Consider the following 12,382-nt stretch of genomic DNA (forward strand, 5'->3'; position numbering starts at 1 on the left):
CGCGCCTTTGCTCGCCCTACGGCACCGATTGCCTGGCCGGCCCCACCTTCCGCTGGCACAGCGCCGCCACCGCCCCGAGCGCCAGCAGTGCGGCCGAGACGTTCAGCGCGTAGCTCAAGCTCCCCAGCGCATCCGTGACCGCACCCACCACGATCGGGCCGAGCGTCTGGCCGACGCCGAACGAGATCGTCATCGCTGCGATCGCGGTCGGCCACACCTCGGGCGGATAGTTGAAGCGGACGAAGGCGGTGGTTGAGCCGACCACGGCGAAGAAGGCGACGCCGAACACGACCGCCGAGATCGCGAGCCAGGCCGGCGAATGCCCGAGCATCGGCAGGGCGGCCCCCAACGCGTTGGTGCCGAGGATGATCGCGGTGGCGAGCCCGCCGCGGTCGAGCGCCAGCACACCGCGCCAGGCCCAGGGGGTGACGAAGGCGGACAGACCGATCAGGCTCCAGAACGCCGCCTGCGCCGCAGCGCCGCCGCCGCCGTCGCGCACATAGGCGATCATGAAGGTCATGTAGGCGATATAACCCGCGCCGAACAGGAAGTAGCCGGCGAGATAGATCAGCACCGGCAGGATCGCGAACGATGCGTGACTGCCTTCCGAGAAACGCGCGCCGCTTTCGATGCGGATCAGGAACAGCGGGATCGTCATCGCGACGGACAGCAGCGTCAGCGCCCACCAGACGATCCACCACGAGCCGGGTCCGAAATATTGCAGCGTGAACGGGGCGATCAACCCGGATGATAGAATGCCGATGCCCGGCCCGGCGTAGAACAGGCTGAGCAGGAAATTGGCGCGCGCGGGCTGCGACTGCACAATGGTCGCGGCCAGCGCGCCGCCGGCGACGAAGCCCGCCGCTGCGCCCAGGCCCAGCACGAGGCGCGCCAGGCTCAACGCGACGAAATTGCCTGATAGCGCGCAGGTCGCGAGCGCGGCGACACAGGCCAGGGTTCCGCCGCGGATTGCGGCTGACCAGCCGACGCGCTGGATCAGCCGCGACGCGACAAGCGCGCCCACGAGGTAGCCGACGGCGTTGATGGTGTTCATGAAACCGGCCGCCGAGTAGGACCAGCCAAGGTCCTCCCGCATGTCGGGCAGCACCAGCGCATAGGCGAAGCGGCCGATGCCGAGCCCGACCGTTGCCGCCAGCGAGAGGGTCAGGATCAGCCGCGCAGGATGCGGGTTCGGGGGACGGTCAGGGGCGTGCAAGGGGTACTCCGGCAACCCGCACTGTGGCAGGCCCTGCCGGTCTTGCACAGCCGCGGCGCGGCAATGGTGTCTTGCCAAGCGCGCAACGCCGCTCTAGCACTCCGGCCGAAATTCACGAGATGCCGTCATGCCCGGCCTTGTGCCGGGCATCCACGTTCTTCGCCCCGCAAGCCAAGGACGTGGATGGCCGGAACATAGGCGAGCGGAAGCGACGCCGTCCTTTGGCCGGCTATGCCCGGCCATGACGCAACGGAGGTAGAACGACCATGGCGACCCACAAATTGCTGCTGCTCCCCGGCGACGGTATCGGCCCCGAGGTGATGGGCGAGGTGAAGCGGCTGATCGATTGGCTCAATTCGGCCGGGATCGCCAAGTTCGAGACCGACACCGGCCTCGTCGGCGGCTCGGCCTATGATGCCCACAAGGTCTCGATCTCCGAGGGCGACATGGCCAAGGCCAAGGACGCCGACGCCGTGATCTTCGGCGCAGTCGGCGGCCCGAAATGGGATGCGGTGCCTTACGAGGTGCGCCCCGAAGCTGGTCTCTTGCGCCTGCGCAAGGATCTTGCCCTGTTCGCGAACCTCCGCCCGGCCGTGTGCTACCCGGCGCTGGCCGATGCCTCCAGCCTGAAGCGCGAGGCGGTCGAGGGCCTCGACATCGTCATCGTGCGCGAGCTCACCGGAGGCGTCTATTTCGGCGAGCCCAAGACCATCACCGATCTCGGCAACGGCCAGAAGCGCGCGATCGATACCCAGGTCTACGACACCTATGAGATCGAGCGCATCGGCCGCGTCGCCTTCGAGCTTGCCAGGAAGCGCAAGAACAAGGTGACGTCCATGGAGAAGCGCAACGTCATGAAGTCGGGCGTGCTCTGGAACGAGGTCATGACTCAGGTCCACAAGCGCGAATATCCCGACGTCACGCTCGAGCACCAGCTTGCTGACTCCGGCGGCATGATGCTGGTGAAGTGGCCGAAGCAGTTCGACGTCATCGTCACCGACAACCTGTTCGGCGACATGCTCTCCGACATCGCGGCGATGCTGACGGGATCGCTCGGCATGCTGCCCTCGGCCTCGCTCGGCGAGGTCGACGTCAAGAGCAAGAAGCGCAAGGCGCTGTACGAGCCCGTGCACGGCTCGGCGCCCGATATCGCCGGCAAGGGCCTCGCCAATCCGATTGCGATGATCTCGTCCTTCGGCATGGCGCTGCGCTATTCCTTCGACATGGGCGATCTCGCTGACAAGGTCGACGCCGCGATCGCCGCGGTGCTGGCCAGCGGCCTGCGTACCGCCGACATCAAGTCGGAAGGCACCACGGCGGCCTCGACCACGCAGATGGGCGAAGCGATTTTGAAGGAATTGCAGAAGCTGCACGCGTAGCCAAAAGCACGGCTTTCGTAGGGTGGGTTAGCCGTGCGAAATGCGCTTCGCGCAGTCGCAGGGCTAACCCACCCTACGCACCTGCTATCGGAGCTCCCTCATGGATGCCTCACCCCGCCCCAAGATCGCGGAAACCACCATCCATGAAACGGTGCGCCAGCGCGAGGCGCAGATCGGGCGGCGCTGCGAGATCCTCAGCCATACCCGGATCGAATATGCCTCGCTTGGCGACTACTCCTATCTCGGCGAGAACTGCGACGTCGCCGATGCGACAATCGGCAAGTTCACGGCCATCGCCAATGCGGTGCGGATCGGCGCGCCGAACCATCCGATGGGCCGGCCGTCCCAGCATCGCTTCACCTATTGCCCTGAATATTACGAGGCGTCGGCGACGCGCGACCGCGACTTCTTCGCAGGCCGCCGCGGCGATCGCGTCATCGTCGGCAATGACGTCTGGATCGGCCACGCCGCCATCTTGCTGCCGGGTGTGAGCGTCGGTGACGGCGCGGTGATTGCCGCAGGCGCGGTCGTCAGCCGTGATGTCGAGCCCTACACCATCGTCGGCGGCGTTCCCGCACGGCCCATCCGCAAACGCTTTCCGGATGCCGTTGCGGCAAGCCTGCGCCGCATCGCCTGGTGGGATTGGCCGGATGCGCTCATCTTCGAGCGTCTCGCCGATTTTCGCTCCGAGGCGATCGAAGAATTTTGCCGGCGCTATGATCCGGCAGCGAACGCATAGTCTCAGCCGTCATTGCGCGGAGCGAAGCGACGAAGCAATCCAGAATCGTTCCGCGGAAAGATTCTGGATTTGCTTCGCTGCGCTCGCAATGACGATGGAGAGGCAGGAGTGCCCTACGGCATCGCGCAAAAACAAAATCGGCCGGGCGCGAGCCCGGCCATTTTGATTCGGAAAGATCAGCCCGCTCAGTACAGCGGGAAATTCTGCGGATAGCCGCCGACATCCTGCGGGGGCGAGAGCGGCTGACGGTCGATCGGGCGGTTGAGGTTCTCGCGCGCGAAGGACGGATAGCCCACTGCCGGCGGGAAGGCGTAGTCGGTGAACTTGCGGTCGCCCGGATTGACCTCGGTGCCGCCGTCGAGCCAGGAGCGCTTGCTCACATAGATGCGAGTGCGGCCTTGCTGATAGACCGCGTTGGGGCCGCTCGGGCCATAGTAGGGGCGGCCGCGCTCGTCATAGCGCTTGGTCCTGGTGTCGGCGGAGGCTGGCGTCGCGACGGACATGGCAATCACGGCGCCTGCCGCAAGCCAGGTCGCCAATTTGTTCGCCGCAGAAAATTTCGAGCTCATCACGTCCCCTTCAGGCGGCAAGCCGCCAGTCGATTTCACCCCATACTAGCGCGCCCGGGGTGACCGCAACTAGGTCTATTGGGTCACACCAACGCGGAATAATCGTGCGCGCCGGCAAAAGTTGCATGCAAACCAGCCACTTGAGCTTGATGCCGGTCAAAGCGTCCCGCGCAATTGCGCATTGGCGGCGCCGAGCAGCCAGTCCGGTGAGCCCCGCGAATCGCACGAGCGGCGCTTGAGCTCGGCATGGGCGAACATTTCCGCCAGCTTTGGCTCGTTGCCCGAGGTCAGCAGCGTCAGCCGGTTCAGCGTGCAGGCGATCGCCGCGCGCGTCGCGGGAAGGCTGTCGCCCTGGCAGGAGAAGCCGGAGATCTGCAAGCCCGGCTCCTCGCTGCGCTTGAGGTAGCCGAGGCAGCCCTGCGCACCCTCGATCGTGCCGGTTGGCCGGAACAGCGCGACGGGGCCGAATTTGGTGTCGATCAGGCCGGCCTGCTCGAGCGGGGTGACCGTCCCCAACCCCATCTGGGCGGCCAGACCCGCGGCCGCCGGCCGTGTCACGTCGAATTCGGCGCCTTGGCGGTAGATTTCGAGCTCGGCTACAGGCTTGTCCGCCGCGTCGGTCCAGCGCAGCACGTCCCTGCGGCCGCCTTCGGGATGCCTGAGGATGGTGTAAGATGCTGTTTTATCTGATGAATCGAATCGGCTGACGGCGAAGGCCGGATGCGAGCGGTCGGCCACGCTCCAGCCTGGCTTGTCCGCCGGCTCATCGTCGCGCAAGTCAGGCAGCTGGCCGAGCGCTGCGACGGCGAGGATGGCAAGCAGGGCGAGCGCCCCTACATAGGCGATCAGGCGCGCCAGCGTGCCGACGACCTCGTCGGCAACGGCCAGGAGCGCCAGCTGGATCTGGGTAGGGCTAACGGCCGTGCTGGCCTCAGGCGACTGCATCCACGGCCTTCAGGCATGGTCCCACGTTGTCTTGAGGCCGGTTCTCGCATAGAAGCGCTGCTCTTCCTGTTTAAGCGTCAGCTTCAGGAACGGGCTTTTTCATCGGAGAGTGAACGATGGGTTACAAAGTCGCAGTCGTCGGCGCGACCGGCAATGTCGGTCGGGAAATGCTCAACATCCTCGATGAGCGCAAATTCCCCGCGGACGAGGTCGTGGCCCTGGCGTCGCGCCGCAGCGTCGGCGTCGAGGTCTCCTATGGCGACCGCACCCTCAAGGTCAAAGCGCTCGAGCATTACGACTTCTCCGACGTCGACATCTGCCTGATGTCGGCGGGCGGCGCGGTGTCGAAGGAATGGTCGCCGCAGATCGGCGCCGCCGGCGCCGTCGTGATCGACAATTCCTCGGCCTGGCGCATGGACCCGGACGTGCCGCTGATCGTGCCGGAAGTGAACGCAGGCGCGACCGAAGGTTTCAAGAAGAAGAACATCATCGCCAACCCGAACTGCTCGACCGCGCAGCTCGTGGTCGCGCTGAAGCCGCTGCACGACAAGGCGACGATCAAGCGCGTCGTGGTCTCGACCTATCAATCGGTGTCGGGCGCCGGCAAGGACGCGATGGACGAACTGTTCTCGCAGACCAAGGCCGTCTACACCAATGACGAGCTGGTCGCGAAGAAATTCCCCAAGCGCATCGCCTTCAACGTCATCCCCCACATCGACGTCTTCATGGAAGACGGCTACACCAAGGAAGAGTGGAAGATGATGGCGGAGACCAAGAAGATCCTTGATCCCAAGATCAAGCTCTCGGCGACCTGCGTGCGCGTGCCTGTCTTCGTCGGCCACTCCGAGGCCGTCAACATCGAGTTCGAGAATCCGATCAGCGCGGACGAAGCCCGCGAGATCCTGCGCAAGGCGCCCGGCTGCCTCGTCATCGACAAGCAGGAGCCCGGCGGCTACGCGACCCCATACGAAGCCGCCGGCGAGGACGCCACCTATATCAGCCGCATCCGCGAGGATGCGACGGTGGAGAACGGTCTCGCGTTCTGGTGCGTGTCCGACAATCTGCGCAAGGGCGCCGCGCTCAATGCGATCCAGATCGCGGAAGTCCTGATCAACCGCAAGCTGATCAGCGCGAAGAAGAAGGCGGCGTAAGGGAGACGTGGTTACGGGGACCCGGAGTTACGCCTTCGCGCCTCGATTGGTCCCGGGAGTATTGGTCCCCGGATTTGCGCTCCGCTTCGCTGCGCTTGTCCGGGACGACGATCTCGTTTGATGCGGCAGTATACGAAGCCGCTCAAGCCTCGCCGCGCGCGCTCTTGAATTCCTTGCTTGCCTTGTCCAGCACGAACAAAGTCCCCTCCGCGACGCCGAAATAGGCGCCGTGGGTCTGCATCTGGCCGCTCTCGACGGCCTTGCGCACGAACGGGAAGGTCATCAGGTTCTCCAGGCTGCGGAACACCGCGGCCTTCTCGATGCGCTCGACGAACTGCGCCATGGTCTCGTGCTCGCGCTGCTCGACCACTTCGCCGGGCTTGATGAACATCTGCATCCATTTGCCGATGAAGTCACCGGGCGTCAGCGGCTCGATCTTGTCGACGAAGGCGCGGATGCCGCCGCATTGCGCGTGGCCGAGCACCACGATGTGCTTCACCTTCAGCACCGTCACCGCATATTCCAGCGCCGCCGAGACACCATGCGCGCTCTCGTCGGGCTGATAGGTCGGCACCAGATTGGCGATGTTGCGGACGACGAACAATTCGCCGGGGCCGACGTCGAAGATCACCTCGGGCGAGACGCGGCTGTCGCAGCAGCCGATCACCATCACTTCCGGCGACTGTCCTTTCACCGACAGCTCGCGGTAGCGGCTCTGCTCGGCAGGCAGCCGCTGGGTGGCGAAGGCCTTGTAGCCTTCCAGCAAATGCTTCGGGAATGTCGTCATGGCCTATGCCTAACCATAGAGCCCGGGACCGAACAAGCCTTTCGAATAGGCATGCCAAGTGCTACGGCTCAGGTCAGAAGACAGACGAGGAAACCGGAAGGAACGATCGCATGACCCGCCCGCGCCGCAGCCATTTGTTCATGCCCGGATCCAACCCCCGCGCGCTGGAAAAGGCACGGAATCTGGCCGCCGACGGCCTGATCCTCGATCTGGAAGACTCGGTCGCCCCCGAAGCCAAGGCGATGGCCCGCGACGGGATCGCCGCTGCGATTTCGGCCAAGGGGTTCGGCAAGCGCGAGATCCTGATCCGGACCAACGGTCTGGACACGGCCTGGTGGGCCGATGACGTCGCGATGGCCGCCAAGGCATCGCCCGACGGCATCCTGGTTCCAAAAGTTTCAAGCATCGAAGATCTCAATGCGATCGGCCGTAAGCTGGCCGAGCTTGGCGCCGCGCCGACCGTGAAAGTCTGGGCCATGATCGAGACCGCGCGCGCGGTGCTCCATGCCGAGGAGCTGTCCGCCGCCGGCCGCGATCCATCGACCCGCCTCTCCGGTTTCGTGTTCGGCCCGAACGACATCTCGCGCGAGACGCGGATCCGGATGCTGCCGGGCCGCGCCGCGATGATCCCGATGATCACCCACTGCATCCTGGCGGCGCGCGCCCATGGCCTCGAAATCCTCGACGGCCCCTACAGCGACATCGCCAATTCCGACGGTTTCGCCACCGAATGCGCGCAAGGCCGCGACCTCGGCTTCGACGGCAAGACGCTGATCCATCCCTCACAGATCGACGCCTGCAACGCGATCTTCACCCCGCCTGAAGAAGAAGTCGCGCGCGCCCGAAAGATCATCGCGGCGTTCGAATTGCCGGAGAATGCTTCGCGCGGCGCGATCCGTCTCGACGGCGCCATGGTGGAGCGCCTGCACGCCGACATGGCCCGCCGCACGATCGAGATCGCGGATGCGATTGCGGCGATGGGGAAGTCCTGAGCACGCACGATCTCGGCGCGGCACGAGATCGGCACGGCCGAGCGACTCCAGCGTCGGGGCATTCGCGCAATAACCGTCAGGATGAGGACGGAGTGTGCGGCAACGGTTTCTACAGGCTCCTATGCCCGTTAGCCTCATCCTGAGGAGACCGCTGGAAGCGGTCGTCTCGAAGGACGAGGCGTTTGCTCGGAAGGCTCCATAAGCCTGCGAGCTGCAGCGCATCTCTTGCGCGACAGTTAGCTAAACCGCTCCGCCGCCCACGCATACAGGCTGCCGGGAATCGGCTTCTCGCCGCCGCGGCCCTTGGGGGAGATGTGCAGGCCGATGATCTCGGGATTGGTGACGAGGCCGAGATAGCTCGAGGGGTCGAAGAACAATTTTGGCTCGGCATGCACGGCGTAGAACGACTGTTTTGGCAACGCGTTCTGCAATTCACCGGTGCGGCGCGCGAGCGCGGTGAGCGCCGCAGGCCCGTAGATCGCGACGCGAATGTCCGAGAGCCGGTTCGAGCCGCCGCGCAGGCGGCGCATCATGAAGGTGATGCGGTGGCGCACCGAGAGCCAGTTCGGCGTCAGCTCCTCCTGCTCCATCAGCTCTTCGAAGGCGGCGACGATGCCGTGCTCGGGCGGAAGATAGAGCACGGAATTGCCGAGCTGGCGCGGCCGCTCCCAGGCGAAATAGGGTTTTGCCGGATCGATCTCGACGGGCTTCAAGAGCAGCACGTCGGCGTCGAGCCAGAGGCCGAGGCCCTTCGCCATCAGCTTCATGCGGAAGAAGTCGCTGAACTGCAGCGTGGTCCAGTCACGCCAGCTGCCGTCGGGCTGCGGCGGCCGCAACCGCTCGGAGAATGCGTGCGGCAGGATCGCCTCGGCCTCGGCGTTGGCAACGCCGGCGGGCAGGCCGGGAATGGTGTCGAAGCTGTAGACCGTGACCTTGTGGCCGGCAGCGAGCTGCGAGCGCAGACAGGTCTGGCGCAGCGCATCCATCGGGCCATGCCAGAAGGTGACGATCTCGGGGAGCATGCGCGAGCCATACGGATAAGCAGGGCAAAGAAAAAGCCCCGGCGCTGACAGCACCGGGGCTCGAACGAAAATCCGAGATCAGGCCCAGGCGCGCTCGCGCTTGAGTTTCTCTTCATAGGAATCGATCGAGGCCTTCTTCTCCATGGTGAGGCCGATGTCGTCGAGACCGTTGATGAGACAGTGCTTGCGGAACGGATCGATCTCGAACTTGACCTTGCCGCCGTCGGGGCCGCGGATCTCCTGGTTCGGCAGGTCGATCGTCAGCGTCGCGTTGGCGCCGCGCTCGGCGTCGTCGAACAGCTTGTCGAGATCTTCCTGCGAGACGCGGATCGGCAGAATGCCGTTCTTGAAGCAGTTGTTGTAGAAGATGTCGCCGAACGAGGTCGAGATCACGCAGCGGATGCCGAAGTCGAGCAGCGCCCAGGGCGCGTGCTCGCGGCTCGAGCCGCAGCCGAAATTGTCGCCGGCGACCAGCACCTTCGCGTTGCGATAGGCGGGCTGGTTGAGAACGAAATCCGGGTTCTCGCTGCCGTCGTCCTTGTAGCGCTGCTCGGAGAAGAGCCCCTTGCCAAGGCCGGTGCGCTTGATGGTCTTGAGGTACTGCTTCGGAATGATCATGTCGGTATCGACATTGACGATCTTCAGCGGCGCCGCGACGCCTTCCAGCGTGGTGAACTTGTCCATGGTTGCGCTTTCCCGCACGTGGTTCAGGGAGCCGGTATTTATCGCGATCGGGGGCCGAATCCTAGGCCGAATTGGGCAGGTCTGCCTTACCTCTCCTGCTTGCGGGGTATGAGGCTGGACTGGTGCGGCGTCGGGATTTCACCTCTCCCTTGGGATTTCACCTCTCCCCGCCGGGGAGAGGTGAAGAAGCTCCGCTCTACTCCGCCTTGGCCTCAATCGCGGCCATATCGTCGTCCGAAAGGCCGAAATGGTGGCCGATCTCATGGATCAGGACGTGGCGGACGATATGGCCGAGGCTTTCGTCGTGCTCGGCCCAATAATCCAGGATCGGCCGGCGGTAGAGCCACACCATGTTGGGCAGCCGCGCCACGTCGCCAAAGCTCTGATGCGGCAGGCCGACGCCCTGGAACAGGCCGAGCAGGTCGAACTCGCTCTCGCAGTCCATTTCGTCCAGGACCTCCTCGGTCGGGAAGTCGTCGACGCGGACAATCACGCCCTCGCAGAGCTTGCGAAATTCCACCGGCAGGCGCTCGAACACATCGTGAGCCATCGCTTCCATCTCGGCCAGCGACGGCGCTTTCAATTCCGTCCACATGGACCCCTTCTTACCGCGGGTTCCGCGGCGATGCATCTGGCTTTATAAGCGCGGCGAGGTTGACGGGCGCGACCAAAACGGGGAGCGTGGGCCTTGAATGGGACGTTTCAGGTGGGCGGAAAAATGCGAGCGAAAACAGCGCTGACTCTACTGTGCATGGGGTTGTTTTCGCAGTTTTGCGTTGGCGCGGAAGCGCAGACCGCCGACCCCGAGATTCGCTTCGCCCAGGCGGTTCCGCCTGACGACATACCCCCGCTGCGCAAGCGGCCCCCGGCGCGCTTGCGCGTCACGCCCTATTACAGCCCGGATGGCGTCTATCCGCGCTACAATCCCGGCCCCGACGCGGTCCGCGTCTGCAACGCGACCTATGTGCAGGAGTACCGGCCGAGCGGCACGGTGATCGTGCCGCGCGTGAGCTGCTACTGGCGCCGGGGCTGACCAGTTCAATGCCCGCGCCAGCCAACAGCGCCGTGGCCTCGTGAGGGTCGTGATGGCGCGATGGATTGGATTGGCTATTGCCGTGGCGCTCGCTGCCGGCGTGCCTCGCGCTTCCGCGGCGCAAAGGGCGACGATACCGGAGGCGTCGGCGGGGATCGCGGTTTTCGATGTCCGGCGACACGCGCGAGCCCGTGACATTGCGCGGCCTGCTGCGCGCCACGATCCACGCTACTACGCGCGGCCCGTCTACTATCGTCCTTATCCTTACCGCGTGCCGGTACCTTTCGTGTTCGGCTACGGGCCGTTCTGGACGCGCTAAAGCATGATCCGGAAAAGTGCGAAGCGGTTGTCCGGAAAGATCATGCGTAAACAACAAGCTGAAGCGCGATGACGATTCATCCAAATCTCATCGCACTTTAGCCCGCGGGGTCGAATCCCCTGACCAGCAGCACGGTCGCCTGTGCGCCGGCTTTGCGATCACGCGAGATCTCTTCGTACTCGGGCGAGTTCGAGAAGGCGAGGAATGCGGCCTCGTCGGCAAACGACATCATGACAAGCTTGTCATGCGGCCACGCGCCCTCGAGTACGCGCGGATGTTCGTCGGCGGCGAGCAGGCGCCCGTTGTACTTTCTGAACACGTCGAAGAACCGCGCCTGATAGCGGTCATAAGCTGCGCGGTCCGTCATCTTCAATTGCGCAATGGCGTAGACAGTCATTTGCAAAATTCCTTCCGTCGCGGCACTGCGTCGCATCGCCGAGGCCCAGTGTCGTTCATTCATGGCGCGTTCACATCGCCGTCCGCAATTTAATCTTGGGAGCGACCGTAATTGAACAGCGATGGCACGGCCGAGACGTCGCGTCGCAGCTCTGCTGTCCAGATTCAGGGAGGGTTCCATGCTGAGGATGTTGGGTCGTCGGGCTCGCCCGATGCGCGTGCTCGGGATCGCGGCCGCCGCGACGCTGATGCTGTCGGCCGGCACCGCGCGTCGCGCTGAAGCACTCACCTTGATCAATCCGGCGACGTCACCCGCGACGAAGGCCGCGACCGACGATCTCGTCACGCAGATACGTCACGGCGGCGGCGGACATGGCGGTGGCGGTCATTTCCACGGCGGTGGTGGCTTCCGCGGCGGTGGCGGACATTTCGGCGGCTTCCGCGGTGGCGGCTTCCATGGCGGCGGCTTCCGCGCTGCGCCGGCCTTTCACGGCGGCGGCATTCGTTACGGCGGATTTCGCCACTATGGCGGCTATCATCGTTACGGGATCTATCGTCCCCATTACGGCTATCGTCACTTCCACCGGCGCTATTATGTCGGGGGCTACTATCCCTACTATCACTATCCGCGTCGCTGCCGGATCATCTGGACCTATTACGGCCCGCGCCGCGTCTGCCGCTGGCCCCGCTGGCACTATCCGTACCGGTATTATTGGTGAGGTGATTTAGCACCGTCATTCCGGGATGGCGGCGCAAGCGCCAGACCTGGAATCTCGAGATTCTCGGGTGCGCAATAGCGCACCCTGGTTCGATGCTTCGCATCGCCCGGAATGACCGTGGATAATGGCGGCGCTTTAACTCAGAGCCAATCCTTCAGCTTCCAAGACGAAGCCTTCCACCGCATCAGATTCTCGAGCTTCCACTGCCGAAACATCGCCGGCGGCCAGCGGCTGAGCTTTGACGTCTCCTCCACCTCCGGCTTGGCAACGACGCGCAGCGGCGCCGCACGCCGGCGGTGCTGGCGCGTCGCTTCGCTGATCAGGTCGACATATTCAGGCTTGTTGGCCATGGCTTGCGTCCTCGCGAGATCGTCGCGAGGACGCAGTGTCGTTGTGGGCGCTTAACGGCGCTTTGCCGCGATCGCTACAAT

16 protein-coding genes are annotated in these 12,382 nt (G+C 64.6%); 7 read left to right on the plus strand and 9 right to left on the minus strand.

The features are described from left to right. Window positions 1-16: 16 nt before the first annotated feature. Window positions 17-1,216 carry a YbfB/YjiJ family MFS transporter gene (locus P6U27_RS01560; RefSeq protein WP_129145061.1) on the minus strand — a complete coding sequence of 400 codons (1,200 nt, stop codon included), beginning with the start codon at window positions 1,214-1,216 and terminating at the stop codon, window positions 17-19. A 266-nt stretch (window positions 1,217-1,482) separates the two neighbouring features. On the opposite strand from P6U27_RS01560, the gene leuB reads away from it, so the two are divergent. Beyond that, window positions 1,483-2,595, plus strand: a complete 1,113-nt coding sequence (gene leuB / locus P6U27_RS01565) for a 3-isopropylmalate dehydrogenase (protein WP_122400364.1) — start codon at window positions 1,483-1,485, stop codon at window positions 2,593-2,595. A gap of 100 nt (window positions 2,596-2,695) precedes the next feature. Further along, on the plus strand, window positions 2,696-3,334 hold the full coding sequence (locus tag P6U27_RS01570; RefSeq protein ID WP_122400365.1) for a DapH/DapD/GlmU-related protein: 639 nt from the start codon (window positions 2,696-2,698) through the stop codon (window positions 3,332-3,334). Between the two features lie 185 nt (window positions 3,335-3,519). Here the strand turns inward: P6U27_RS01570 and P6U27_RS01575 are convergent, their stop codons facing one another. Continuing rightward, on the minus strand, window positions 3,520-3,903 hold the full coding sequence (locus tag P6U27_RS01575) for a hypothetical protein (RefSeq protein ID WP_122400366.1): 384 nt from the start codon (window positions 3,901-3,903) through the stop codon (window positions 3,520-3,522). A 156-nt stretch (window positions 3,904-4,059) separates the two neighbouring features. Further along, window positions 4,060-4,848 (minus strand): hypothetical protein, encoded by a 789-nt coding sequence (locus P6U27_RS01580; protein WP_122400367.1) that lies wholly within the window; start codon window positions 4,846-4,848, stop codon window positions 4,060-4,062. Between the two features lie 116 nt (window positions 4,849-4,964). On the opposite strand from P6U27_RS01580, the gene P6U27_RS01585 reads away from it, so the two are divergent. Then, window positions 4,965-5,999 (plus strand): aspartate-semialdehyde dehydrogenase, encoded by a 1,035-nt coding sequence (locus P6U27_RS01585; protein WP_122400368.1) that lies wholly within the window; start codon window positions 4,965-4,967, stop codon window positions 5,997-5,999. 142 nt (window positions 6,000-6,141) lie between these two features. Here P6U27_RS01585 and P6U27_RS01590 read toward each other — a convergent pair whose 3' ends face one another. Next, the gene (locus P6U27_RS01590; RefSeq protein ID WP_122400369.1) at window positions 6,142-6,786 is read right to left on the minus strand and encodes a carbonic anhydrase; all 645 of its coding nucleotides are present in this window, start codon (window positions 6,784-6,786) and stop codon (window positions 6,142-6,144) included. Window positions 6,787-6,896: 110 nt separating this feature from the next. Here P6U27_RS01590 and P6U27_RS01595 point away from each other — a divergent pair, with 110 nt between their 5' ends. Beyond that, complete coding sequence (locus tag P6U27_RS01595; protein WP_122400370.1) at window positions 6,897-7,778, plus strand: CoA ester lyase; 882 nt, start codon at window positions 6,897-6,899, stop codon at window positions 7,776-7,778. Between the two features lie 236 nt (window positions 7,779-8,014). Here P6U27_RS01595 and P6U27_RS01600 read toward each other — a convergent pair whose 3' ends face one another. The 3 genes from P6U27_RS01600 to P6U27_RS01610 all read right to left on the minus strand — a co-directional run bounded on the left by P6U27_RS01600 (window position 8,015) and on the right by P6U27_RS01610 (window position 10,079). Continuing rightward, window positions 8,015-8,800 (minus strand): hypothetical protein, encoded by a 786-nt coding sequence (locus P6U27_RS01600; RefSeq protein WP_129145067.1) that lies wholly within the window; start codon window positions 8,798-8,800, stop codon window positions 8,015-8,017. 78 nt (window positions 8,801-8,878) lie between these two features. Further along, window positions 8,879-9,484 carry a 3-isopropylmalate dehydratase small subunit gene (leuD, locus tag P6U27_RS01605; RefSeq protein WP_122400372.1) on the minus strand — a complete coding sequence of 202 codons (606 nt, stop codon included), beginning with the start codon at window positions 9,482-9,484 and terminating at the stop codon, window positions 8,879-8,881. Window positions 9,485-9,680: 196 nt separating this feature from the next. After that, window positions 9,681-10,079, minus strand: coding sequence for a metallopeptidase family protein (locus tag P6U27_RS01610; RefSeq protein ID WP_122400373.1), 399 nt, complete (start codon window positions 10,077-10,079; stop codon window positions 9,681-9,683). A gap of 156 nt (window positions 10,080-10,235) precedes the next feature. Between P6U27_RS01610 and P6U27_RS01615 the strand changes: the two genes are divergently transcribed. Both P6U27_RS01615 and P6U27_RS01620 read left to right on the plus strand, forming a co-directional pair. Continuing rightward, window positions 10,236-10,517: a hypothetical protein gene (locus P6U27_RS01615; protein WP_164937106.1), complete on the plus strand. Its 282-nt coding sequence runs from the start codon at window positions 10,236-10,238 to the stop codon at window positions 10,515-10,517. Window positions 10,518-10,569: 52 nt separating this feature from the next. Continuing rightward, entirely contained in the window at window positions 10,570-10,836 is a 267-nt protein-coding gene (locus P6U27_RS01620) for a hypothetical protein (protein WP_122400374.1), read from the plus strand. A 97-nt stretch (window positions 10,837-10,933) separates the two neighbouring features. Here P6U27_RS01620 and P6U27_RS01625 read toward each other — a convergent pair whose 3' ends face one another. Beyond that, window positions 10,934-11,233, minus strand: a complete 300-nt coding sequence (locus P6U27_RS01625; RefSeq protein WP_162500061.1) for a DUF1330 domain-containing protein — start codon at window positions 11,231-11,233, stop codon at window positions 10,934-10,936. A gap of 178 nt (window positions 11,234-11,411) precedes the next feature. Here P6U27_RS01625 and P6U27_RS01630 point away from each other — a divergent pair, with 178 nt between their 5' ends. Beyond that, entirely contained in the window at window positions 11,412-11,951 is a 540-nt protein-coding gene (locus tag P6U27_RS01630) for a hypothetical protein (RefSeq protein ID WP_122400376.1), read from the plus strand. A gap of 140 nt (window positions 11,952-12,091) precedes the next feature. Here P6U27_RS01630 and P6U27_RS01635 read toward each other — a convergent pair whose 3' ends face one another. After that, window positions 12,092-12,301, minus strand: a complete 210-nt coding sequence (locus P6U27_RS01635) for a hypothetical protein (RefSeq protein ID WP_122400377.1) — start codon at window positions 12,299-12,301, stop codon at window positions 12,092-12,094. Between the last annotated feature and the right edge of the window lie 81 nt (window positions 12,302-12,382).

Source organism: Bradyrhizobium sp. STM 3566 (assembly GCF_045571445.1).
GTDB classification, from domain to species: Bacteria; Pseudomonadota; Alphaproteobacteria; order Rhizobiales; family Xanthobacteraceae; genus Bradyrhizobium; species Bradyrhizobium vignae.